The 24617-nt window shown below is 61.6% G+C and carries 21 protein-coding genes; 12 read left to right on the top strand and 9 right to left on the bottom strand.

What is annotated here, in order from left to right; genetic code table 11:
- The first annotated feature begins 38 nt into the window (after positions 1-38).
- From abc-f to LOY35_RS27090, 5 genes are all read left to right on the top strand, one after another.
- The gene (abc-f, locus tag LOY35_RS27110) at positions 39-1949 is read left to right on the top strand and encodes a ribosomal protection-like ABC-F family protein (protein WP_258629153.1); all 1911 of its coding nucleotides are present in this window, start codon (positions 39-41) and stop codon (positions 1947-1949) included.
- On the top strand, positions 1949-2530 hold the full coding sequence (locus LOY35_RS27105) for a mechanosensitive ion channel family protein (RefSeq protein WP_258629152.1): 582 nt from the start codon (positions 1949-1951) through the stop codon (positions 2528-2530). The genes abc-f and LOY35_RS27105 overlap by 1 nt, the downstream gene beginning before the upstream one ends.
- A 97-nt stretch (positions 2531-2627) precedes the next feature.
- The gene (rhtB, locus tag LOY35_RS27100; protein WP_258629151.1) at positions 2628-3260 is read left to right on the top strand and encodes a homoserine/homoserine lactone efflux protein; all 633 of its coding nucleotides are present in this window, start codon (positions 2628-2630) and stop codon (positions 3258-3260) included.
- Between the two features lie 279 nt (positions 3261-3539).
- Complete coding sequence (tssI, locus tag LOY35_RS27095; protein WP_258629150.1) at positions 3540-5636, top strand: type VI secretion system tip protein TssI/VgrG; 2097 nt, start codon at positions 3540-3542, stop codon at positions 5634-5636.
- Positions 5637-5660: 24 nt separating this feature from the next.
- Positions 5661-6407: a DUF4123 domain-containing protein gene (locus LOY35_RS27090; protein WP_258629149.1), complete on the top strand. Its 747-nt coding sequence runs from the start codon at positions 5661-5663 to the stop codon at positions 6405-6407.
- Between the two features lie 35 nt (positions 6408-6442).
- On the opposite strand, the gene LOY35_RS27085 is transcribed toward LOY35_RS27090, so the two are convergent.
- Together LOY35_RS27085 and LOY35_RS27080 are read right to left on the bottom strand one after the other, a co-directional pair.
- Positions 6443-7279: an IS3 family transposase gene (locus LOY35_RS27085; protein ID WP_258629147.1), complete on the bottom strand. Its 837-nt coding sequence runs from the start codon at positions 7277-7279 to the stop codon at positions 6443-6445.
- Positions 7276-7581 carry a transposase gene (locus LOY35_RS27080; protein ID WP_258629145.1) on the bottom strand — a complete coding sequence of 102 codons (306 nt, stop codon included), beginning with the start codon at positions 7579-7581 and terminating at the stop codon, positions 7276-7278. Before LOY35_RS27080 ends, LOY35_RS27085 begins: the two co-directional genes overlap by 4 nt.
- 187 nt (positions 7582-7768) lie before the next feature.
- On the opposite strand from LOY35_RS27080, the gene LOY35_RS27075 reads away from it, so the two are divergent.
- Entirely contained in the window at positions 7769-8236 is a 468-nt protein-coding gene (locus LOY35_RS27075; protein ID WP_258629143.1) for a DUF3304 domain-containing protein, read from the top strand.
- Entirely contained in the window at positions 8221-10746 is a 2526-nt protein-coding gene (locus LOY35_RS27070; RefSeq protein ID WP_258629142.1) for a DUF2235 domain-containing protein, read from the top strand. The genes LOY35_RS27075 and LOY35_RS27070 overlap by 16 nt, the downstream gene beginning before the upstream one ends.
- Here LOY35_RS27070 and LOY35_RS27065 read toward each other — a convergent pair.
- From LOY35_RS27065 to LOY35_RS27050, 4 genes are all read right to left on the bottom strand, one after another.
- On the bottom strand, positions 10743-11486 hold the full coding sequence (locus LOY35_RS27065; RefSeq protein ID WP_041021879.1) for a hypothetical protein: 744 nt from the start codon (positions 11484-11486) through the stop codon (positions 10743-10745). The genes LOY35_RS27070 and LOY35_RS27065 overlap by 4 nt on opposite strands.
- 3 nt (positions 11487-11489) lie before the next feature.
- Entirely contained in the window at positions 11490-12077 is a 588-nt protein-coding gene (lpoB, locus tag LOY35_RS27060) for a penicillin-binding protein activator LpoB (protein ID WP_258629141.1), read from the bottom strand.
- Between the two features lie 155 nt (positions 12078-12232).
- Complete coding sequence (locus tag LOY35_RS27055; RefSeq protein ID WP_003206754.1) at positions 12233-12604, bottom strand: YcfL family protein; 372 nt, start codon at positions 12602-12604, stop codon at positions 12233-12235.
- A gap of 18 nt (positions 12605-12622) precedes the next feature.
- Complete coding sequence (locus LOY35_RS27050; RefSeq protein WP_258629139.1) at positions 12623-14020, bottom strand: COG3014 family protein; 1398 nt, start codon at positions 14018-14020, stop codon at positions 12623-12625.
- A 311-nt stretch (positions 14021-14331) separates the two neighbouring features.
- On the opposite strand from LOY35_RS27050, the gene LOY35_RS27045 reads away from it, so the two are divergent.
- Together LOY35_RS27045 and LOY35_RS27040 are read left to right on the top strand one after the other, a co-directional pair.
- The gene (locus LOY35_RS27045) at positions 14332-16230 is read left to right on the top strand and encodes an FTR1 family protein (protein WP_258629138.1); all 1899 of its coding nucleotides are present in this window, start codon (positions 14332-14334) and stop codon (positions 16228-16230) included.
- Entirely contained in the window at positions 16230-16691 is a 462-nt protein-coding gene (locus LOY35_RS27040) for a YaiI/YqxD family protein (RefSeq protein ID WP_258629136.1), read from the top strand. The genes LOY35_RS27045 and LOY35_RS27040 overlap by 1 nt, the downstream gene beginning before the upstream one ends.
- Before the next feature lie 109 nt (positions 16692-16800).
- On the opposite strand, the gene elbB is transcribed toward LOY35_RS27040, so the two are convergent.
- Entirely contained in the window at positions 16801-17469 is a 669-nt protein-coding gene (gene elbB / locus LOY35_RS27035) for an isoprenoid biosynthesis glyoxalase ElbB (RefSeq protein ID WP_258629134.1), read from the bottom strand.
- A gap of 113 nt (positions 17470-17582) precedes the next feature.
- On the opposite strand from elbB, the gene LOY35_RS27030 reads away from it, so the two are divergent.
- Positions 17583-18818 (top strand): sterol desaturase family protein, encoded by a 1236-nt coding sequence (locus LOY35_RS27030; protein ID WP_258629131.1) that lies wholly within the window; start codon positions 17583-17585, stop codon positions 18816-18818.
- On the opposite strand, the gene LOY35_RS27025 is transcribed toward LOY35_RS27030, so the two are convergent.
- The gene (locus tag LOY35_RS27025; RefSeq protein ID WP_258629130.1) at positions 18769-19422 is read right to left on the bottom strand and encodes a DedA family protein; all 654 of its coding nucleotides are present in this window, start codon (positions 19420-19422) and stop codon (positions 18769-18771) included. The two genes, LOY35_RS27030 and LOY35_RS27025, sit on opposite strands and share 50 nt — an antisense overlap.
- A 203-nt stretch (positions 19423-19625) precedes the next feature.
- Between LOY35_RS27025 and hemB the strand changes: the two genes are divergently transcribed.
- Positions 19626-20639 (top strand): porphobilinogen synthase, encoded by a 1014-nt coding sequence (gene hemB / locus LOY35_RS27020; RefSeq protein ID WP_258629129.1) that lies wholly within the window; start codon positions 19626-19628, stop codon positions 20637-20639.
- Between the two features lie 17 nt (positions 20640-20656).
- Entirely contained in the window at positions 20657-22876 is a 2220-nt protein-coding gene (ppk1, locus tag LOY35_RS27015; RefSeq protein WP_258629128.1) for a polyphosphate kinase 1, read from the top strand.
- Positions 22877-22951: 75 nt separating this feature from the next.
- Here the strand turns inward: ppk1 and ppx are convergent, their stop codons facing one another.
- Positions 22952-24454 (bottom strand): exopolyphosphatase, encoded by a 1503-nt coding sequence (gene ppx / locus LOY35_RS27010; RefSeq protein WP_258629127.1) that lies wholly within the window; start codon positions 24452-24454, stop codon positions 22952-22954.
- Positions 24455-24617: the final 163 nt, after the last annotated feature.

Here is a 24617-nt window from a genome sequence, read left to right as displayed (position 1 = left end):
GCCAGTTGCGAGCGAAGCTGGTAGACTCCGCCGCCATTATGATCCGACTTCAGAACCTGACTTTACAACGTGGCCCGCAACGTCTGCTAGAAGACGCCGAGCTGACCCTGCACGCCGGCCATAAAGCCGGCCTCATCGGTGCCAACGGCGCCGGTAAATCGAGCCTGTTCGCCTTGTTGCGGGGCGAGCTTCACCCGGACTCCGGCGATTGCTCGCTGCCCGCCGACTGGCGTATTGCCCATATGCGCCAGGAGGTCGATACCCTCGAACGCCTGGCGGTGGACTACGTGCTCGACGGCGATATACGCCTGCGTCAGGTTCAACGCGACCTGGCTGTCGCCGAAGCGGCTCACGACGGCGCCGCTCTGGCCCGATTGCATTCGGAACTCGACAGCGCAGACGGTTATACCGCCGATGCCCGCGCCCGCAAACTGCTCGCCGGCCTGGGGTTTACCAACGAACAGATGGATCGCCAGGTCGGGGATTTCTCCGGCGGCTGGCGGATGCGCCTGAACCTGGCGCAGGCTTTGATGTGCCCGTCGGATCTACTGCTGCTCGACGAGCCGACCAACCACTTGGACCTCGACGCCATCATCTGGCTCGAGGACTGGCTCAAGAGTTACCCGGGCACGCTGCTGCTGATCTCCCACGATCGTGATTTCCTCGACGCGGTGGTGGACCACGTGGCTCACGTCGATCAGCGCAAGCTCGTCCTGTATCGCGGCGGCTATACGGCTTTCGAGCGTGCCCGTGCCGAGCGTCTGGCCCAGCAACAGCAGGCCTACGAGAAGCAGCAGGCGCAGCGTGCGCACATGGAAAGCTACATTGCCCGCTTCAAGGCCCAGGCCACCAAGGCCCGTCAGGCCCAGAGCCGGATCAAGGCGCTGGAACGGATGGAGGAGCTGTCCGCAGCCCATGTCGATTCGCCGTTCGATTTCGTCTTCCGCGAGTCCACCAAGATCTCCAGCCCGTTGATCGACCTGTCCGATGCGCGACTGGGTTATGGCGACAAGACCGTGCTGGAGAAGGTCAAGCTGCAGCTGACGCCCGGTGCGCGGATCGGTCTGCTGGGTCCCAACGGTGCCGGTAAATCGACCCTGATCAAGAACCTCTCCGGTGAACTCCAGCCCCTGGCCGGGCGCCTGACCCGTGGCGAGAACACCGTGGTCGGCTATTTCGCCCAGCACCAGCTGGATTCCCTCGATGCCAAGGCCAGTCCGTTGTTGCACTTGCAGCGCCTGGCGCCGACCGAACGCGAACAGACCTTGCGTGACTTCCTCGGCGGTTTCGACTTCCGGGGCGCGCGCATCGACGAGCCGGTGCTGAATTTCTCCGGTGGCGAGAAGGCACGGCTGGCCCTGGCCTTGATCGCCTGGGAGAGGCCTAACCTGCTCTTGCTCGACGAACCGACCAACCACCTGGACCTGGAAATGCGCCTGGCCTTGACTATGGCCTTGCAAGAGTTCAGTGGGGCGGTGCTGGTGGTGTCTCACGATCGACATCTGCTCAAGAGCACCACGGACAATTTCTTCCTGGTGGCCGACGGCAAGGTCGAAGAGTTCGACGGCGACCTCGAAGACTATGCACGCTGGCTGGTGGACTACCGTCAGCGCAATGCGCCGGTCAGCACTACACCCGTGAACCCGGACAAGACCGACAAGAAAGCTCAGCGCCAGGCCGCCGCTGCCTTGCGACAGCAGTTGGCGCCGCACAAGCGCGAGGCTGACAAGCTCGAGTCCGAGCTGGGCAAGCTGCATGAAAAACTGCATCAAATCGAAACCAGCCTCGGGGACAGTGGTCTCTACGAGGCAGCGCGCAAGGATGAACTGCGCGATCTGCTGGCCGAACAGGCCCGGCTGAAGGTTCGGGAAGCGGAGCTTGAGGAGGCGTGGATGCAAGCCCTGGAATTACTGGAAACCCTGCAAGCGGAGCTGGAGGCGCTGTCCTGATGGAAGCGTTGACCTTGCCCATCCCGGTCATGTGGATCGAGCCACTCTGGCTCGGTGTGCAAGTCCTGTTGATCCTGCTGGCCGGTTATGTGATGCAGCGTATCGTGGCGCGTGGGCTCACGGGGCTCGGCGAGCGCTACCCGTTTCCGCCCCACCTGCTGATCGTCCTGCGGGGCGTGCTGCGCTGGCTGATCATGGGCAGCGCGGTGCTGGTAGTGCTCGAGCGCCTGGGGGTCTCGGCCACGGTATTGTGGACGGCGATTTCCGGCTTCGTCGCGGTAGCGGCCGTGGCGTTTTTCGCCATCTGGAGCGTGTTGTCGAACCTGTTGTGCGCCGTCCTGATCTACACCGTCGGGCCATTTCGCCTGGGCGATGTGGTCGAGCTGGTGGAAGCGACCGACAAGCCTGGCATCAAAGGACGGGTGGTCGCGATCAATCTGCTTTACACCACCTTGATCGAGCCTGAGGAGCTCGGCACCGGCAGCTCCATGGTGCAAGTGCCCAACAGCCTGTTCTTCCAGCGTTCGGTCCGACGTTGGCGCGGCAGCGAGGCTTTTCCGGTGGGTGGATTCGTCGAATAGCCAGCCCTGGCCCGTCACGGTTTTGAAAAAAACGATGGTCAGCCGCTCGACGGCGCATTAGCTTAGTCGTCTGGACGAATCTTGGCCGAGGTGTGCAATGGTGCTGGAAACATGGCTTGCGTTTTTCGCCGCTTGTTGGGTAATCAGTCTTTCTCCGGGTGCCGGTGCCATCGCATCGATGTCCAGCGGTCTGCAGTACGGTTTCTGGCGTGGCTACTGGAATGCCCTGGGCCTGCAATGGGGCCTGGCATTGCAGATCGTGATTGTCGCCGCGGGCGTCGGCGCGATCCTCACCGCCTCGGCCACGGCGTTCTATGCGATCAAATGGTTCGGGGTCGCCTATCTGGTGTACCTGGGCATCAAGCAGTGGCGAGCCATCCCTGGCGAAATCAACGACGATGCCGCCCCTCGGCCCATCGGCAAGCCTTTGGCGCTGATGTTCCGTGGCTTTCTGGTGAACATCAGCAACCCCAAGGCATTGGTGTTCATGCTGGCGGTGCTGCCGCAGTTCATCGACCCCCATGCTCCCCTGGTCAAGCAGTACCTGATCCTGGGCGTGACCATGATCTGTGTCGATCTCATCGTCATGGCCGGCTACACCGGGCTCGCCGCCAAAGTCTTGCGCCTGTTGCGCACCCCGAAGCAGCAACGGCGGATGAACCGGACCTTCGCCGGCTTGTTCATTGGCGCGGCGGGACTGCTGGCGACGATTCGCAAAGCCGCCGTGTAAACGCTGGTACTGCATAAGGAAATCAGTGTGGGAGCGGGCTTGCTCGCGAATATGGTTTGTCAGTGAACGTGTTTTTGACTGATGAATCGTATTCGCGGGCAAGCCCGCTCCCACTTTTTTGTGTCTTGCGGTAGGCATCAGCCTACAAATCCGCCTTTTCTGACAGACCAAACTGGGGGTAAGCAGGGAATTTGCCTATGTGGTGTTCGGATTGGGGCGGCATACGACCTGCGTCGATTTTTCGATCATGGAGCTCTCTCGTCCATCCGGTGACCGCAGATGCCCGTTTCCTCCACAGCCCAGTTCAGATTGACGATCGACAACCTGCCCGATGAGTTCGGTGTTCTCGCCTTCGAGGGTACGGAGGCAATCAGTCGGCCTTTTGAGTTCAGGATCAGGCTCGTCAGCGAACATGCCGGCCTGGCGCTTGAACGGTTTCTGCACCGCTCCGCCTTCCTGGCTTTCGACGCGCAGGGCAATGGCATCCATGGACAAATCGCGGACTTCGCCGTGGGCGAGTCCGGGCGAAGGCTGACCCACTATCACGCGACGCTGGTGCCGCGCCTCAGGAGCCTCGACCTGGCTTTCAATCGGCGAATCTTCCAGCGGCAGACCGTTCGCCAGATCATCACCGAGGTGCTCAAGCTGCATGGTCTGCTGGAAGATGCCTTTCGTTTTCAACTGGGCCCCACGAAATATCCTCCCCGGGACTATTGCACCCAGTACGAAGAAAGCGACCTGGCCTTTATCCAGCGCCTGTGCGAAGAGGAGGGTTGGCATTACCACTTCGAACATGGACCGCAGCAGCATGTCCTGGTCGTGGGTGATGACCAGTCCCGGTTCAGGAGTCTGCCCCCCACGCCGTTCGTGCCCGACGGTGCGATGGTCGCCGACGGACCCACGATCCGGACCTTTTCCGTTCGGGTGCGAGGCGCCACCAGCCGCGTAACCTGGCGGGACCATGATTTCAAACAGCCTCGCCTGATCCTGGAAGGTGCCGCTCGCCACAAACCGTTGGCTGAAGAGGGAGCGCAACCGGACCGCGAGGACTATGCCTATGCGCCAGGGCGTTTCCTGACGTTGGCCCAGGGCCGACGGACTGCCCTGCGGGCCCTGCAGCGGCGGCAAAAGGACAGCTGCGTTGCCGAAGGCAGCAGCAATCAACCGGTCTTGGTGAGCGGGCATTTCATGAGGCTGGAGAATCATGCTCGGGCTTGCTGGAACCAGCGCTGGCTGCTCACCTGGCTCAGGCATGAAGGCGCGCAACCCCAGGTTCTTGAAGAAGCCATTGGCAATGTGGCGGAGGGGGTACCGGAGCAGGGCTATGGCAACCGGTTCAAGGCGGTTCCGTGGGACGTGTTCTATCGCCCGTCCGTAAGGCATCGGCGACCGTTGCTGGTCAGTGAAACGGCCACGGTCAGCGGCCCGCAAGGCAGCGAGATTTATTGCGACGAGTATGGCCGGGTCAAAGTCCGTTTCCATTGGGACCGTGCCGAAGGCAACCCGGAGCGGAGCAGTTGCTGGGTGCGGGTCGCCACGGGGTGGGCGGGGGATGGGTTTGGCACCCAGTTGATCCCCCGGGTTGGCATGGAAGTCGTGGTCACCTTCCTGGCGGGCGATCCCGATCAACCGCTGATCACCGGTTGCGTGCCGAACCAGGTCAACCCCGTTCCCCATGGGTTACCCCTCAACGACACCCGCAGTGTCTTCAAGAGTCGGAGCTCTCCGGGCGGGGGCGGCAGCAATGAATTGCACATCGAAGACCGAAAGGGGGCTGAACGGATCTATCTGCGGGCCGAACGCGATCTGTTCGCCAAAGTGCGCAATGACCACACGCTGGAGATTGGCCGCGATCAGCGCATTACCCTGGCGGGTCAGCGTTACAGCGAAGTGCGGGGCGAGGAGCACCACACCGTTGGAGGGCATCGCGTGACGCAACTGGATGCCGACGACTTTCTCAACATCAACGGCAGCCTCCATGCACAGGCCGGCGAGACGCTGGTGATTCGCGCCGGGCAGGTCCTGCAGCTCGAATGCGCGGGGGCGCTGACAGTCAAGTCCGGATCGCAGCTGACTCTGGAGGGCGGTGGGCATTTCCTGCGCATTGGGGCCGACGGCATTTTCAGCAGCACCCCCATCGAGCAGGGAGGTGGTCCGGGTCCCGGAGCGGCGCTGCGGTACAAACCTGCCCGCCGGCCGGGTGAAACCGATGAGCCAGTGGTCGGACGCGCAGGCCTTTCGACTGGCGTCGTCGCGATAAGCGAAGGCGCGACCGGGCCCCCGGCAGGTAACTCGCCCTCATCGATCGGCGTGCTGTGCAAGCGTTGCTTTCAACAAGCCCAAGCCCAGGCCAGAGGCTTGGCCACCCGTCTCTGAGCGGGTCAACTTTCAAGGATGATCATGTCTCCAACTGCCCTGCAATGGTTGCAACATCTGTACGTTCAGGCCAAGGCCTGCGGCCTCGCTCACATGGATCTGCTGATCAACTGCGCGCTATTCGATTATCCGCTGTTGCGACGTTTGAACGAGCTCACGCCGTCGCCGCGCTACCGGCTGCTGCTCCAGGACTCCCCCGAACGAGCCTTCGCTGACCAGGGGCCGGTGCTGGTGCGGGTTCTGCTTTTCAATACCGCGCAGCGGCGCTGGCTGACGGACTTCATCCAGAGCTGCTATCGCCATTCGCGGGTGCTGGCGCTGTTCAGTCGCTGGTCGTTCGACGCCCTTGGCGAACGCCTGGGACGGTGCACCCAGGCCGAATGGGCCCAGGGTCACAGAAGCGGCGTGCTGCGCTACTACGACACCCGCTTGTTCAGGGTCTTGTGCGAACTGCTCGATCCCGATCAGCTCAGGATGCTCCACGAAGGCGTCATCCATTGGCAGTGGATTGACCGCGACGGCAAGGCCTGTCGGATGGCGGGGTTCGATGTCCGGCAAAGGGAGGCGGTGCGGGGCGCGCCAGTGTTGCGGTTGAGCGACGAGCAAGTCACCGGAGTGGGCGTTCTCAGCGACGCGCAGCAATGGTGTGCCCGGCAGGAAATTCTTCCGGGCACTTACGGTTTTGATTCGTTCGAGACGTTCATCTACCAGGCTTTTCGCGTTCATGTCGATGCAGACCGCCAGCATCTGATGGGAGTGGCGCGGGAGTGAACTGGTCAAGTAATCCCGGACACCGGTTACGGTGTTTATGCCGCTTTTTGCTCCATGGCTATTGGCGACAGATAGTTGTTGTAGCTGTGGAGCCTCGTGCGGTTGTAGTACATGAAGAAGCGCACCATATCGGTTCTGGCTTCCTCGATCAGGCTGTAGCCGCCACGAGGCACCCACTCGGACTTCAGCGTGCCGAAAAATCGCTCTGTTGGAGCGTTGTCCCAACACTGCCCGCGATGGCTCATGCTTTGCAGAATGCCATGGCGCATCAGTTCTTCTTGAAACTTGCGACTGGTGTACTGGCAGCCCTGGTCTGAGTGAAACATCAGTCCCGACGGACACGTTCGTACCGCTGTCGCCATGCGTAACGCTTTGCTGACCAAGTTGGCATCGTTGACCAGAGAAAAAGCCCAGCCAATGACCCGGCGAGCATACAAATCAATCACGATGGCCAGATGAACCCAGCGTTTACCCACCATCAGGCTGGTCACGTCGCCACACCAAACCTGATCGATTGCAGTCGGTTTGAAGTTGCGCTTAAGTCGATTGGGCGCGACAAATGCTTCTACACCTTTGGATCTGAAGGGGTGGGGCTGGCGTTGTTTACTGACAATGTTAGCCTCCCTCATCAGCGCTCTGACAAGGCTCCTTCCAGCAATTATTTTCTGAGACTTCAGGCCCATGCTGATCATCCTGGAACCCATGGCCTCCCGGCTTTCGCTGTGCAGTTCAACCACTTTCAGCTTGAGCTCTTCGCGTCTGATCCGCGGTTGGGCTCTGCGCTGAAGCCACTCATAAAAACTGCTGCGTTTCACATCGAAAACACGACACACAATGGCCGTCGGGAACGACTCTCTTAATTCCGCAATCATCGAAAACGATCGGGATCCGACATCAAGAGAGCGGTAGCCTTTTTTAAGATTTCAGCTTCCATCTCCATACGCTTGATCTTGGCTTTTAACTCCTGGATCTGGCGCTGATCTTCGGTAATTGCCTTGGTGCCTTTAACTGGCTGGCCCTCGCTTTCCTTACGAACCTGATCAACCCAGCGTCGTAGAGCGGTGGGCCCGATATCCAGCGAAGCACAGACATCTGGAACCGGGCAATTATCATCAAGCACCATGCTGGCAGCATGCAGCTTGAATTCGCGGGTGTAGACCTTTCTTTCGTTCATGGAACCTCCAAGTTGGCGAAATCATATCGCCCTTAAGAGGTGTCCGGAATTATTAGGCCAGTTCAGAGCAGTTCCTCCAGGGGTGGCTCGCCAAGTGTGCCGCCCAAGCGAAGGGTGAACGAGGTATCAGCCAATGACGTTTCCAGGGACATGGAGGCTGTCGCTCTTTAGTGCTCTTTGCGGTTGCATGCCTGCGCAAACCGGCCTGATCGGTACGCCCATCGAAGGCTATAACCACACGTCGGCGGCCATCCATCACTTTAGTGTCAACCGCAACGGTGGGCCGGACATCGGGCCTTATGGCGGTGGCGGCAAGCAGAACTGTTGCATCGGGATGCCCGTCCAATGGCGTCCGGGGCTGAAGGTGTTGGTGGAGTGGGAGAAGGATCCGGCGCCCCACGCTTATGGCCGTTGGCCTGAGCGTCGACACACCGATGAATGGCGGGCGCGGATGAGCGCACATCGGGCCGGCTACAGCCGGCACAGCGTCTGGGCTGAGGTGGCGTCCTACGAGCGGCTCGGTGTGGTTGACGTGCACTTCCTGCCTTGCGATCAAGTGGCCGTGTCCGCGGGAGTGATGTTGCCAGGCAAGCCCGGTTACCCCTTCGGTTTCCCCCGCAGGATGGAGGCGCCGTCGCCATGCCCGGCAAATTGAAAAACAGGTCACAGGCCCTGGCCGTCACGCCATTCTTTACGAACGAGGGCCTGTTGCCGCGAACGCCCAAGGACGTTACGCGCAATCAGGTCGAACAGCAGAGACTCCTGACTGAGGCTGCGAACATTTCCAGGACGGCTTGCAGGGCGGCGAACGTTCCCTATTCCGGCCCACCCTGCATGGATGTGTTGCACATCACGTTGTGTTTTGACGGCACCAATAACCACGAACCCACGGACAAGCGAAACCACCCGCCGACCACCAGCAACGTGGCGCGGCTGTATCACGCCAGCCTGGGTGGCGATACCGGTCCGGGGCAAAGCCGGGCCAACGAGGCAGGTTTCTATGCCTATTACATGCAGGGTGTCGGCACCGGGTTCCCGGAGGTCGGTGAGTTTGAACCCGACGCCATGGGGTTGGTGGCTGCTCGTGGTGGCGAAAACCGCATCAACTGGGGCCTGACGCGGCTGATCGATGCCTTGCGTCGACACTGTGGGGAGCCGCACCTGGAACCGGCGCAAGCCTTTGCCTGGGTCCGGCAGATGAGCAGTGGCTTAGGTGATGCGCTCAATACCGGACAAGCGCGTAGGCGCGCCGTACTGGAGGAGCCATTGACAGCTTTGCGCGAGACCGTCGAGCGTTTGCACGCCAGTCACGCGATCCCACGGATCAAGGCCCTGCGCCTGTATGTCTATGGATTCTCCCGTGGCGCCGCTCAGGCCCGGACGTTTACCCAGTGGTTGCGTCAACTGACCGAAGTCGAGGCGAACGGCGAAACCTGCCACCTGTTTGCCGGCGTGCCCATCAGCATCGGTTTCCTCGGTCTGTTCGACACGGTGGCGTCGGTGGGCATGGCGTACCTGGCGCCCTTTGTCAGCGGACACATGGGCTGGGCGGACGGTTCGTTGCGGTTGCCCGAGTCGCAGGTATTCCTGGAGCGCTGTGTGCATATGGTGGCAGCCCATGAGCAGCGTGGCAGTTTTCCCCTGGATTCGATCCGTCGAAAAGCCGACCCTGACGATCCCGATTGTCCCTCCACCTATCGTACGGACACATTTGAATACCTCTACCCGGGTGTGCATTCGGATGTCGGTGGGGGGTATCCGCCGGGAGACCAGGGCAAGGCGTTGGGAGGCAATCACGAACTGCTGTCCCAGTTGCCCTTGCAGCACATGTTCCATGAGGCCTATCAGGTCGGCGCGCCCTTGCAGGCACCGGCCGATGCCCTTAGCGATGAGCAGAAAGAGCGCTGGCCGTGGTTGGTCATGGACGGTGGGACATACGACGCGTTCGACATCTCCCCAACGCTGGTCCATCGTTTCAACATCTGGCTCGACGCCCAGGACAATGGGCCGCTCGAACAGGTGATGGCCCGGGAGGCCGGCTTGATCACCGGTTGGCGCATCAGCCGTTATGCCAATTTTCTCTTTCGCACGACCCCGGCCTGGGCCCATGTGCAGGGCAAGGACATGAGCGAAGAGGAGCGTTCGGCCTTCGCCGCGCTACACCGGCGACAACGGGAGGAAGACACGGCCCTGCGTGCCGGCAAGGAGCCTCCCGCCGTACCCGTTGATCATGAAAGCCACTTGGCCCTGAAGCGTGCTTATGAACAACGGACCAGTGTAGGCGAGATCGCGCTCAATACGGCGAAAACGTTCGAACCGAGCCTGGATCAGCGTCAACTGCACGGCGCCATGCTGGATTTTCGCCGCGACTACGTGCCTGAGTGGAACCTGAATCCCTTCGGTTCAGGCCTGAGTCAAGGTCGCCTCATCAATGCCTCGGTCGGCGGCCTGGTGTACCTGCTCAACGAGCAGGATGAGGCGGAGGAATACCGTGACCTGCGCCGGGCCGGCACTCGGGAAGTGACGCGCTGGTTCGGTGAGGACCTTGTGCCTCGGGATGATGAAGCGTGGGAGCTGGCGCGGTTGTTCGATGAGCATGTCCACGACTCTCGCGCCTGGTTCATGAACGCGGTGCTGGACGAGCGGGAAGTGTTCAGTGACTACTTTCGATATCGAGCGATTTTTTTCGATGACGAGTCCAATAAGCGCCTGTCGCTGTTGGCAACGGCCGGGCAGGTCATTGGCGTGGCCGTGGCGCTCGCCGGGGTTGGCTTGAGTGTCAGCCGCCGCGATCCGCGCCTGTTGGTGGGCCTGCTGATGCCGGGGCTCGGCATCCCGGTGCTCCGTGGCAAGCTTGGCATCGTTCCGACGATCGAGGCCTTTGATAGCGCCACCGGTATCGTCCTGCCGTTGGTCGAGGGGCTCGATGAGGTTCGTGCCTACACGCGGCAAGTCGGCAATGTCCTGAAGCTGGCACAGGCCTTACCGTCCCCAACACCGCTGAACGAGCAAACGGCGGATAGCCGCGGGTGGCAGCCATTGCTGGACGCGATTCAATCGGTGAGAAAGCCGGAGGGTGGCTGGTTGGGACGGCTCAGACAGGTGCGTGATGACGCTACAAAAGCCCCTGTCCCGGATCCGGGAGGCAGGGGCTCTGGTGCTTAGCGCAGGATCACCGGTGCGGTGTCCCTGGGCAGGTTGTTGCGCGGTACCGGCTCGCCGGGCAGCTCATGGCTTGGGCCGCCAAGCTGTTCGCTCAGCTGTCGCGCCACGTCTTCGCCCAGGGCCTTGGACACGTCGCGTACCACGCGGGGGCGGTTGAGGCTGATGCGCGCGTCCCGGTGGTTCAGCAATTTGGTGTCCTGGCCTTCACCCATGGCGGTGAACGCCGAGGTGATTTCGAAGGTCCGGGTGTTGATCAGGCTGAAGTCGGCCACCAGCGTCAGCCCAAGCACCGCCGAGTAACTGTCGGTGTTGGCCAGTTCATTGATGTCGCGGGTGAAGTCGATGTCCGACACCGTGCCGAACAGCACGTAGTCGGCGCCCTTGAAGCGTCCGGCCTTGATGCGCTTGATCACATCGTAGACGTCTCCGGTGGAGGACTCGGTGTGAGGCGTGCCCTGTACCAGCTGGAACATGCCGCTGCGCAGGATTTCACCCTTGATGTCTCCGGTGAACTTGCGCAACTCGCCCTGCTCGATGTAGCTGCTGGTGGCTTCCATCTCGTCGTAGCTCGACGACGCGCTGGCACTGTAGGTGTTCGCCTGGAAATTGCTCTGGGCCGAAACGGTGTGGATATATTCCTCCACCCGTTGCTGGTAGGCCAGGTCGGTAACGGCGACTTTCGGGGCCGCCTGCGCGCCGAACGCGCAGGCCAGGGCCATGATGCCTATCCATGTGCGCATGGCTTAGCGCTCCGTGGTCTTGCGGATTTCTTTTTCGTCCATCCACTCGGCCAGACCGCTTTCGACGTCGATCAATTGCAGGCTGAATTTGTAGAAGACGTCCTTGTAGTCGCTGCTGCGCTTGACGATCGAGCTGATGGAGCCCTCGAGGCGGTATTTGGCGGCGATCATGTTGCCGGTCTTGGCCACGGTGCTCTTCTTGTACAGGCCGCTCTGGTTCTGCAGCTTGAGCTGGTCGACCTGGCTGTCCATGGCGGTGTTGTCGCTGGCGAAGCGCGCCGCGCCGGTCTTCATCAGCTGGGTCTTGATGCTGGTGGTGATCTCGCGGGTATCGATGTACTCGCTGGTCTTGTTCTTCACGTCATAGACCTGGACCACCGGACGACCGTGCAGGATGCCGGACTGGGCCAGGGAGCGGGTCATGGACTCGGCGATCATCTGCAGATCGGTGGAGCCGAACTCGTTGGTCACGGTTTCCACGGCCTTGGTGTCGCCGTAGGTAATGTTCTTGTTGCCCAGTACCGGGGAGTTGTTGGCGCAGCCGCTGACCAGCAGGGCGGCGAGGGTGAGGAATGCAATGCGTGTGAACATGGAAGAGCTCTCTAAAGCTGAAAGGGTTAACGCAAGTTGCCGTCAGTCAAAGAACCTTGTGGGGGCGAGCCTGCTTGCGATAGCGATTTTCCAGCCACCGCTTCGCGAGCGGGCTCGCTCCCACAGGGTTTGTATCCGACTGTCGGTCATCAGGCTCAAGGCGTATTGATTTCCAACCGGAAGTCCACGGCCTTGGGTGTCGGCGCGATAGCCGGCAGGAAACTGGTCTGTTCGCCGTACAGCGTCAGGCTCTTCCAGGTTTCCTCTTCGGCAATCGGAAAGCCTTCAGGCCCCAGCCAGGCAAAGCGGTAGTACATGGTCTTGTTGTTGTAGCTGGTGTTGCTCAGCTGCACGTTGACGGTCATGTAGCCATTTTCCCGGGCTACGCGCATGGCGCCGACCACGATGTTCTTCGTCTTGCCCATCGCCACGACCTTGCTGGCGGCGCTGCCCGGCTCAGGGGGCGGCGGGGTGGCGCAACCGGCCAACAAGGCCAGGGCGCCGACGGCGATCAGTTTTAAACGCATGTGAACAAGACTCCGTTCTTAAGGTTGTTTGAGACTGACGACGGCGGTCGGGTCGACACCTGGCATCACCTGGGCGGCCAGGCCACCGGCGAAGACCTGATTGCCCACGGCCCGCAGGGTGATGACCTGGTAGCGCTGGTCGACGACCACCTTGACCACCGAGCCGCCTACCGCGTTGGGCAGGGTGACCTGGTGCTCGCCCTTCTTCAGGCGCAGGCGCACCACTTGGGTGTAGTCCGGCAGGGTGCGCCAGGTCCGGGTATCGGCGCCTTCGAGCACGGCCGAGGTGAGGCCCACGGCCAGGCCGGCCAGAGGATTGGTATCGTTGATCTGCTTTTGCGCCACGCCACGGGTGACGGCTCGCACAGTGGTGCGCAAGATGATGCCGGGCATGTCGTCGCGAAGGGCGCGGCGGGACATGGCGGTGATGCTGTTGAGCTGGGTCAGGTCCATCTGGCGACCGTCGACACCGATCTGGGCGAAGGTCGCGGTGGAGGTGTCAGGCTTGATCACCGGGAACGACAGTGGCGTGATGACGAGGTTGCCACTGATAGGCAATGGCAGAGGGATGCGGATCGAGTCGCGGGACGGCGCCAGGCCGCTTTGCACCACGATCAGGATATCGCTGTCATCGTTCTTGGCGGCAGGCTTGTCCAGGTTCAGCAGTGCCTGCTCCAGCAAGGGGGTGTTGGGGCGCAGCTCGGCGGCCTTGCGATAGCCCGGAGCGGCCAGGTCTTTTTCCCCCAGGGCTTCGTAGACGAAACCGGCCAGGTAATGGCTGAACGCGCTCTGGTAGCTGTTTTTCAGGCCCACCACTTCCGGCGCGTCGAGGCTGGCCACGGGGTAGCCCTGGAGGTCTTTGTACTCGGTCTTGACCCCTTGCTGCTCGGCCTCTTCCTCGCGCTTGAGGTATTCCTTGTCCCGCAGATCGGCAATTACCGCTTCGCGTTCGTGGGTCTTCTTGATCTGGGTCCGGGCGCCGTCGAAATCGTTCACGGCCAGCAGATTCAGGGCCATCTGCGTGGTCAGCATGACCTTTTCGTAATCGTAGCCCTCGTAGCGCCGGACCTTATCGTTGACCAGGAAACTGCCGAACTGCGCCACGTACTTGGCGGTGTCGAGCTTGACCGAATCTTCCCACTGGCCAACCTGCCGATCGGCGCTGGTCCAGGCCGTCTGGCTGCCGGACAGATCGCCTTTGGCACGCAGCAGCTCACCTTTTTCAAAGTAATACAGCAGGTCCCGGTCCTGGCTGGTGTTGTTTTTTTCCAGCAGGGTCAACGCGGCGTCGACGTTGCCAGACGCCAGTTGCTGATTGGTCTGGGCCAGTTCACTGTCGTAGTTGCGAAAAACCGAACAGCCGGACAGCAAGGTGATCGCTCCGAGGGCGACCGAAAAAACGGCACGGGAGGCCATGAACATTCTTCCCTGAGTAGCAGCCAGGTGGGCGGGTCGGGCTGGGTCGATCCACGGACGGCGTAAAGACGCTATCGGTTCCTCATAACCAGAGGAGCTTTTATGCCAAGTTCTTATAAGAAGGCCGCGGGATTATAGACATGGCTGTTAGCTATGTAATGGCTTTTCAATCTCTAAATGGTGTTTTTGTGACATCACTTCCAAAGCATGAAAATCCGATGAAAATGTGCCACCACCGCACATTCACTCTTGAGCCAAAGCTTGTGAGAGTGAACAATGTGTTACTTCTTATTTTCAATTGAGAGTCATTCATGATTGCCCCGCTTCGTTTTCTGGCCTGGCTTGCGCTGCCGTTGCTTGCCCTGTGCAGCAACCCATTGCTGGCCAACACCGTCGAAGGCGCTCCCCAGGCCTTGCACTTGCTGGATTACATCGGGGCGGATTACCCGCAAACCGTCGAAGCGGGCAAGGTCATCGACGAGTCCGAATATCGCGAGCAGCTGGAATTCACCCAGGTGCTGGAAGGGCTGATCGTTGCATTGCCGGCCAAGCCGGAAAAGGCAGAGCTCACGCAGGGCATCAGTGCCCTGCGCCAAGCGATCACCCAACATCAGGATGGCGGCGACGTCGCCCGCCTGGCACGTCAGCTGGGGGCGAAGCTGGCGGTGGCCTATGAAGTCAGCCAGGCGCCGGTCATTACCCCGGACCCGACCCGCGGTGCGCCGCTGTATGCCCAGAACTGCTCGGTGTGCCACGGTGACAGTGGCGCCGGCGACGGCCCTGCCGGTGTCGGCCTGGTACCGGCGCCCTCCAACCTGCGCGATGGGCGGCGTCTCGATCACCTGAGCCTCTACGCGATCTACAACACCCTTGGCATGGGCATCGAAGGGACCGACATGCCGGCCTTCGCCGATCAGCTCGATGAACGTCAACGCTGGGACCTGGCTACCTATATCGCCAGTTTCAGTGCCGACCCGGCGGCGACCAAGAGCGAACAGACCTTCAACCTCGCCGACCTGGCCCGACAGACCCCGGCTGAAGTGCTGGCGGCCCAAGGCCCCGCCGCGGCGGCAACGTTCCGCGCCCAGCGTGCCCAGCCGCCGCAGGTGCAGCGTGGCCCGGCGCAGTTGCTCGACTACACCGCCGCCACCCTGGATAAAAGCATCGCGGCCTATCGTGCCGGTGATCACGACCAGGCCTATGACTTGTCGGTCGCGGCCTACCTGGAAGGCTTCGAGCTAGTGGAAAGCTCGCTGGATAACGTCGATGCGACTGTGCGCAAGGACACTGAAAAGGCCCTGATGGCTTACCGCCAGTCCCTGCAGGACGGCTTGCCGGTGGAGCAGGCCGAACAGCGCCTGGATGCGGCCAAGGCCAAGTTGAAGGCGTCGGCAGGGCTGTTGGGTGGAGACGGCCTGAGTTGGTCGCTGAGCTACATCTCGGGTTTGCTGATTCTGTTGCGCGAAGGGCTGGAAGCGATCCTGGTGCTGGCGGCGATCCTCGCGTTCCTGCGCAACACCGGCCAGGAGTCGGCGGTTCGCAGCGTCAACGCGGGTTGGGGCCTGGCGTTGCTGGCCGGTCTGGCGACCTGGGGCCTGGCGGCGTACGTGATCGACGTCAGCGGTTCCCAGCGTGAATTGCTGGAAGGCGCAACGGCGTTGTTCGCCAGTGTGATGGTGCTGTGGTTGGGTGTGTGGATGCACGATCGCCGTCACGCGGCGGCCTGGCAGGATTACATCAAGAGCAGCCTGGTCGGTGGTGGCGGCCGTTTCGGCTTCGCCGTCCTGGCGTTCTTCTCGGTGTATCGCGAACTGTTCGAAGTGATCCTGTTCTACGAAACCCTGTGGCTGCAAGCCGGCCCCGCCGGGCATAACGCCGTGCTGGCCGGTGGCGCGACGGCGCTGGTGCTGCTGGTAGGACTGGCCTGGGTGATCCTGCGCGGGTCGGCGCGACTGCCATTGGCGCTGTTTTTCAGCATCAACGCCGCGTTGCTGTGCGCGCTGTCGGTGGTCTTCGCCGGACATGGCGTGAAGGCCCTGCAGGAAGCCGGGATCTTCGGCACCCGCCCGGTGGCGTTCTTCGACTTCGATTGGCTGGGTATTCACGCCGATGCCTATTCGCTGACCGCTCAAGTGATCGCGATCCTGGCAATTGTCGTGTTGTATGGCCGTAGTTGGGTGGCGGAGAAGCGTCGGGTGCAGGTTTCCTGATGCGTGTCTGGATCGACGCTGACGCCTGTCCCAAGGCGGCGAAGGAGCTGGTGGTCAAGTTCGCCTTGAAACGCCAGTTCGAGGTCGTGCTGGTGGCCGGACAACCGCAGATCAAGCCAAGCCTGGCCTGCGTCAAGTTGATCGTGGTCCCCAGCGGCCCTGATGCGGCGGACGATTATCTGGTGGAGCACGCGGGGCCGGGTGAGCTGGTGATCTGTAGCGACGTGCCCCTGGCCGACCGGTTGGTGAAGAAGGGCGTTGCAGCCCTGGACCCCCGCGGCAAGGAGTTCAACCCACAGAACATGGGCGATCGGCTGGCGGTGCGCAACCTGTTCACCGATTTGCGTGAACAGGGTCAGATGGGCGGTGGCCCTGCGGCCTACAGCGAGCGGGACAAGCAGGGGTTCGCCAATGCGCTGGATCGGATCCTTACGCGTTTGAGCCGGATGTCCGGAGCCTGACACTGTTCCTTTGTGGGAGCGAGCCTGCTCGCGATGGCGGTGTGTCAGCCAACCGAAGTATCAACTGAACCGACGCTATCGCGAGCAGGCTCGCTCCCACATGGGGTGCTCAGGCATCGTTTTCGTGGGTCAGCTCGAGTATCCGGTCCACCAGCTTGTTGATCCCCGATGCCGCTTCGCTGATGTTCTGCGCCAGCATGTAGGCCGGGGTGCTGACCAATCTGCGTGCGCGGTCTTCGACGATGTCGGTGACGGCGCAGTCTTCATGAGTACCGCCCATTTTGTTCACCGCAGCGGCGGTGTCGGCATCCGTACCGATGGTGCAGGTCACGCCGGGGCCGTAGATTTTTGCCGCCAGGGCCGGGGAAATGCAGATGAGCCCCACCGGCTTGCCAGCCTCGGCGAAGGCCTCGGTCAGCGCCAGGAGCTCCGGCTGGACGGTGCAATCCGCGCCTTCGACGGCAAAGTTGGAGAGGTTCTTCGCCGAACCGAAGCCGCCGGGTACGATCAGGGCGTCGAAGTCCTCGGCCCTGGCTTCGCGCAAGTCCTTCACGTTACCCCGGGCGATCCGCGCCGACTCCACCAGCACGTTGCGGCTTTCGGGCATTTCTGCACCGGTCAGATGATTGATCACATGCAGTTGGGCGATGTTGGGGGCGAAGCACTGGACCTGCGCGCCGCGTTGGTCCAGGCGCAGCAGGGTGATCACGCTTTCGTGGATCTCGGCGCCGTCGTACACGCCACAGCCGGAAAGGATCACTGCAACTTTTTTGCTCATGGGTTTTTCTCCAGATTCATGGCGTTAAATGTCCACTAATTTGTCACTCGTTGCCATAGGGTTGTCCGGCGGCTAAACCTAATCTGCCGACTATCTCCTGCCCGGGTCGCATCATGAATTTCATTCTGTATGCCGTGCCGTTTTTCTTCGTGCTGATCGCCGTCGAGCTGCTGGCCGACCGCTGGCGTGGCGTGAGTCATTACCGCATGGCCGATGCGATCAACAGCCTGAGCACTGGCGTGCTGTCGACCACTACCGGTTTGTTGACCAAGGGCGTGGGGCTGGTGACCTACGCCTTTGCCCTGAAACATCTTGCTCTTGTCCGGCTGCCTGCCGACCAGGCCTGGGTCTGGGTGTTTGCCTTCGTGTTCTATGACTTCTGCTATTACTGGCTGCATCGCATGGGCCATGAGCGCAACATCCTCTGGGCGGCTCATTCGGTGCATCACCAGAGCGAGGACTACAACCTCTCCACGGCGCTGCGTCAGACCAGCACCGGATTCCTCCTGAGTTGGGTGTTCTACCTGCCGCTGGCCGTGCTGGGCGTGCCGCTGACGGTGTTCGTCAGCGTCGCGGCGCTGAACCTGCTGTACCAGTTCTGGGTCCACACCCAGCACATCCCCAAGCTTGGCTGGCTGGAGTGGTGCTTCGTCACGCCGTCCAATCATCGTGCCCACCATGCGCAGAACCCTCTCTACATGGATCGCAACTACGGCGGGGTGTTCATTATTTGGGACCGTCTGTTTGGCACCTTCCAGGAGGAAGACGACCGCGAACCGGTGATTTTTGGCGTGACAACGCCGTTGGCGAGCTGGAACCCGTTGTGGGCCAACCTGCAGTTCTATGTGCAGTTATGGATGGATGCCCGACGGGCCGGGCGGTGGTGGGACAAGCTGCGGATCTGGTTCATGCCCACCGGGTGGCGACCAGCTGACGTGGCGGTGAGATACCCGATGGAAAAGCCGGATTTGAGCCTTTTCCGCAAATTCGAGGTGCCGCTGGACGGACGCCAGCGAGGCTACGTGGCGCTGCAGTTCTGCCTCTACATCGCGCTGGGCAGTTATTTGATGAACCTGGAGAACAGCCTGCCCGTCGCTGCCTTGGTGCTGGGTTGGGGGGCGGTGGCGTTCGGGCTGTTCGTACTGGGCGTGGCCCTGGAAAATCGCCCATGGGCGCAGAAGCTGGAGTGGTTGCGGCTGGCCTCGAACCTGCCGCTGGCGTGGCTGGCGCCGCTGGCCGGATTGTGGCCGGGCGGCCCCGTGGCCTGGGTCGGCGTGCTCAGCTACAGCCTGCTCAGCCTCATGGGGCTCTATTACTGTCGCAACCGGTTTGCTCGGCTGGTGTCGTAGGTTCGCCAGCGGTGGCGCGCTCAAGCCGTTCGGCTTCGAGGACTTTTTTCGCCAGTCGCGCATTCTTGATGCGTCGACGCAACCACAGGCACAAGCCCAGCACCAGTAACGCGCCGAGTACCCACAATTCATATTTCTTGATACTGCCCAGCATGCCTTCGAGCACCGCGCCGAAGTGATAGGCGGCTGCGGCCAGCGCGGTCGCCCAGATCGCCGCGCCAATGCCGTTGAGCAGCAGGTAACGCCCTGGCGGATAGCCTGACAGGCCAATGGCCACCGGCATCACCGTACGCAGGCCATAGACGAAGCGAAAGCTCAGGACCCAGATGTCCGGATGCTTGCGGATGTGCTCCAGGGCACGGTCACCCATCAGTTGCCAGCGAGGCTTGCGCGCCAGCAGCTTGCGTCCATGCTTGCGTCCCAGGAAATACCACAGTTGATCGCCCGCATAGCTTCCGCAAAACGCCACGACCACCACGAGGTTGATGTCCATGTAGCCACGGAACGCCAGGAAACCTGCGAGCACGAGGATGGTTTCGCCTTCGAAGAACGTGCCGATAAAAAGGGCCAGATAGCCGAAGTCATGTAGAAATTGCTGGAGCATTGTCTGGGTGCTGGCGAAATGAACGCGCAGCCTAACCCTTCGGGCACATTCAGGAAAGTGTCGAAATGTGTCTCGACGTGAACATTTCCTACAACGACAATGACTGAGACGAAAGGTCACAGGTGCACATAACTGTCATACGTTGGTCATAATGGCCGCCTATAACTGTCACGCTCGCCCGTCAGTGGGCTCAGGAGTCTGCCGTGAGCTTTACCCCCGCCAATCGTCTGTTCCCTGCCACTCGTCTGCGTCGCAATCGCCGTGATGAGTTCTCTCGCCGGCTGGTGCGTGAGAACGTGCTGACCACCGATGACCTGATCCTGCCGGTGTTCGTGCTGGACGGTGAGAATCGGCGCGAAGCGGTGGCATCGATGCCCGGGGTGGAACGCCTGACCATCGATCTGCTGCTCGAAGAAGCCGTCCAATGGGTGGAACTGGGCATTCCGGCGCTGGCGCTGTTTCCGGTGACGCCGCCGGGCCTCAAGTCCCTGGACGCCGCCGAAGCCTGGAACCCGGACGGCATTGCCCAGCGTGCGACCCGTGCCCTGCGGGCACGCTTCCCGGAGTTGGGGGTGATCACTGACGTGGCGCTGGATCCGTTCACCACCCACGGGCAGGATGGCATCCTCGACGAAGACGGCTATGTGCAAAATGACATCACCGTCGACGCCTTGGTCAGACAAGCACTGTCCCATGCCGAGGCCGGTGCCCAGGTGGTGGCGCCGTCGGACATGATGGACGGTCGCATCCAGGCGATCCGTGAAGCCCTCGAGGTGGCGGGACACGTCAACGTGCGGATCATGGCCTATTCGGCCAAGTACGCCAGTGCCTATTACGGCCCGTTCCGCGACGCGGTCGGCTCGGCCCTGAACCTGGGCAAGGCCAACAAGGCCTCTTATCAGATGGACCCGGCCAACAGTCAGGAAGCCTTGCACGAAGTGGCGGCCGACTTGTCAGAAGGGGCGGATATGGTCATGGTCAAGCCTGGCATGCCTTACCTCGACATCCTTTGCCGGGTCAAAGACGAATTCAAAGTGCCGACCTTTGTCTATCAGGTCAGCGGCGAGTACGCCATGCACATGGCGGCGATCCAGAACGGCTGGCTGAGCGAAGGGGTCATCCTCGAATCCCTCACCGCTTTCAAGCGCGCTGGTGCTGACGGGATCCTGACTTACTTCGCCGTGCGCGCCGCCCAATTGCTACGAGAGCAGAAATAGCCTCCCAGGAACTTGCGATGAATACCGAAGGACTCTCTGAAGTTGCCGTAAAAGACGCTCAACCCGTGGTCGAGCAAATCGCCGAAACACCACCGGAGCTGGAGCCCGCTCCCCCGGTGGTCGCCGCCGAACCCGCCCCGGCCCCGGCGATTGCAATCCCCAGCCTGGATGACAGCAGCTTGTACATCCATCGCGAGCTGTCGCAACTGCAGTTCAACATCCGCGTACTGGAACAGGCGCTGGACGAGTCCTATCCCTTGTTGGAGCGGTTGAAGTTCCTGTTGATCTTCTCCAGCAACCTGGATGAGTTCTTCGAAATCCGCGTTGCCGGCCTGAAGAAACAGATCACCTTCGCCCGTGAACAGGCCGGTGCCGACGGCCTGCAACCCCATCAGGCACTGGCGCGAATCAGCGAGCTGGTCCATGGTCACGTCGACCGCCAATACGCGATCCTCAACGACATCCTGTTGCCGGAGCTGGAAAAGCACCAGGTCCGCTTCATCCGTCGTCGCCACTGGACTACCAAGCTCAAGACTTGGGTACGCCGCTATTTCCGCGACGAGATCGCGCCGATCATCACGCCGATCGGCCTCGACCCGACGCACCCGTTCCCGTTGCTGGTCAACAAGAGTCTGAACTTCATCGTCGAGCTGGAAGGCATCGACGCCTTCGGCCGCGATTCCGGCCTGGCGATCATTCCCGCGCCACGCCTGCTGCCGCGCATTATCCGCGTACCGGAAGACGTCGGCGGCCCTGGCGACAACTATGTGTTCCTGTCGTCGATGATCCACGCCCACGCCGATGACCTGTTCCAGGGTATGAAAGTGAAGGGGTGCTACCAGTTCCGCCTGACACGTAACGCCGACCTGTCGGTGGACACCGAGGATGTGGAAGACCTGGCCCGCGCCCTTCGCGGCGAGCTGTTCTCCCGTCGCTACGGCGACGCGGTGCGCCTGGAAGTGGCCGACACTTGCCCGAAACACCTGTCCGATTACCTGCTCAAGCAGTTCAACCTGCATGAGACCGAGCTGTATCAGGTCAACGGTCCGGTCAACCTGACCCGGCTCTTCAGCATCACCGGCCTGGACAGTCATCCGGAGCTGCAATATTCGCCGTTCACGCCGCAGATTCCGAAGCTGCTCCAGAACAGCGAGAACATTTTCAACGTGATCAGCAAGCAGGACATCCTGTTGCTGCACCCGTTCGAGTCGTTCACGCCGGTGGTCGACCTGCTGCGCCAGGCCGCCAAGGATCCTCACGTCCTGGCGGTGCGCCAGACCCTGTACCGCAGCGGCGCCAACTCGGAAATCGTCGACGCCCTGGTGGATGCGGCGCGAAACGGCAAGGAAGTCACGGCGGTGATCGAATTGCGTGCCCGCTTCGACGAGGAGTCCAACCTGCAATTGGCAAGCCGTCTGCAAGCGGCCGGTGCGGTGGTGATCTATGGCGTGGTCGGTTTCAAGACCCACGCCAAGATGATGCTCATCCTGCGCCGCGAGGCCGGCGAGATCGTGCGTTATGCGCACCTGGGCACGGGCAACTACCACGCTGCCAACGCCCGCCTGTACACCGACTACAGCCTGCTGACTTCCGACGATGCCTTGTGCGAAGACGTCGGCAAGCTGTTCAGCCAGTTGATCGGCATGGGCAAGACGCTGCGCATGAAGAAACTGCTGCATGCGCCGTTCACCCTGAAAAAGGGCATGCTCGACATGATCGCCCGGGAGACCCAGTTCGCCCTGGACGGCAAACCGGCGCACATCATTGCCAAGTTCAACTCGCTGACCGATCCAAAAATCATCCGTGCGCTGTACAAGGCCAGCCAGTCGGGCGTGCGCATCGACCTGGTGGTGCGCGGCATGTGCTGCCTGCGGCCAGGTATCCCGGGGGTCTCCCATAACATCCACGTGCGTTCGATTATCGGGCGCTTTTTGGAGCACACGCGGGTGTTCTACTTCCTCAACGGCGGCGAGGAGCAGATGTTCCTGTCCAGCGCCGACTGGATGGAACGCAACCTCGACAAGCGCGTCGAGACCTGCTTCCCGGTAGAGGGCAAGAAGCTGATCCTGCGGGTCAAGAAAGAGCTGGAAAGCTACCTCACTGACAACACCCACAGCTGGAGCCTGCAGTCGGATGGCCGTTACATCCGCAACACGCCGACCGGCAACCAGAACCCGCGCAGCGTCCAGGCGACGTTGCTGGAACGTCTGAGCAGCCCGGTGCTGGCGGTTAATTAAGGAACTGCGAGTTCAGTTTTTTTTGTGGCGAGGGGATAAGTCCCCTCGCCACAGAGGATCTCAGTGGCTGTCTGATCAGTGGATATTCAGCACAATCCCGACCCGGGTCAGCCATTCCGCTTCCTGGGCGAAGTCGGCCTGGGTCAGTTGGTTTTCTTCCAGCCAGCCCTCGGGGAACATCACGTCAAGTTGAAAGCCGTCGGCGCGCAATGCCACCTGGGGCATTTCCTGGGTGCCGCGGATGTGGTGGAACAGGATCGCGAACCGTAGCAGCACGCACAGGCGAATCAGCTTGATGCCTTCATCGCCGAATTCGGCAAATTTATCCTTGGGAATGTTGCGTCGATGACCGCGTACCAGGAGGGCGAGCATCTGCTGGTCTTCCCGGGAGAAGCCGGCCAGGTCCGAGTGCTCGATCAGGTAGGCGCCGTGCTTGTGGTAGTGGTAGTGAGCGATGTCCAGGCCGACTTCATGGACCTTGGCGGCCCAGCCTAGCAACTCGCGCCAGACCCCATCGTTGAGGTCCCAGTCGTCGGCCACCTGGTCGAAGGCATGCAGCGCCTTGCGCTCGACGCGCACGGCCTGTTCCTGGTCGACGTGATAGCGTTCCATGAGCGAGCCCAGGGTGCGTTCGCGGACATCTTCGTGGTGATGGCGTCCGAGCAGGTCATACAGCACACCCTCACGCAGGGCGCCTTCGCAGTGGTCCATGCGTTGCAGTTCGAGGGCGTCGAAAATGGCTTCGAGAATCGCCAGGCCCGCTGGGAAAATCGCCCGCCGGTCGGGTTTGATGCCTTCGAAATCGATCTTGTCCGAGTCGCCGAGTTTGAACACCTTGCGCTTGAGCCAGGCCAGGCCCTCGGCGTTGACCTCGCCACTGCCATGGCCGCCGGCCTTGAGGGCCAGGCCGATGGCGCGAATGGTGCCGGAGGAGCCGATGGCTTCATCCCAGGTCAGGCGGTGCAGGGCATGCTCGATGCTCATGATTTCCAGCCGCGCCGCCGTGTAGGCCTGGGCGTAGCGGGCCGGCGTGATCTTGCCGTCGCGGAAATAGCGCTGGGTGTAGCTGACGCAGCCCATCTGCAGGCTTTCGCGCAACAGCGGCTCGAAGCGCTGGCCGATGATGAATTCGGTACTGCCGCCGCCGATGTCCGCCACCAACCGCTTGCCGGAGGTATCGGCCAGGGTGTGGGAGACGCCGAGGTAGATCAGGCGGGCCTCTTCGCGGCCGGAAATGACTTCCACCGGATGGCCGAGGATCTCTTCGGCGCGGCGGATGAACTCGCCACGGTTGCGCGCCTCGCGCAGGGCGTTGGTGCCGACGATCCGCACGGCGCCCAGTGGCATGCCGTTGATCAGTTGGGCGAATCGCTTGAGGCAGTCGAGCCCGCGCTGGATGGACTCTTCGCTCAGTTTGCGTTCTTCATCGATGCCGGCGGCCAGTTGGACCTTTTCACCGAGCCGCTCAAGAATGCGGATTTCCCCGTTCTGGGCCTTGGCGACAACCATGTGGAAACTGTTGGAGCCCAGGTCAATGGCGGCGATCAGGGACAGATTCTTGGCTTGGGATGGCGGCATGTCGGAAGGTCTCGGTCGATAACCCTGCCATCCTGCCACGATCAACCGCTTACGCCAACGCAAAGGCGACCGCTTCGCGGTCATTCGCGAGCAGGCTCGCTCCCACAGGGATTTCGAACACCCCGGAATCAGTGTGAGAGCGAGCCTGCTCGCGAAGAGCGCC

It is taken from the genome of Pseudomonas sp. B21-028 (assembly GCF_024749045.1).
Lineage (GTDB): Bacteria > Pseudomonadota > Gammaproteobacteria > Pseudomonadales > Pseudomonadaceae > Aquipseudomonas.
The sequence above is the reverse complement of the archived record's forward strand: the minus strand, read 5'-3'. Positions and strand labels throughout refer to the sequence as shown.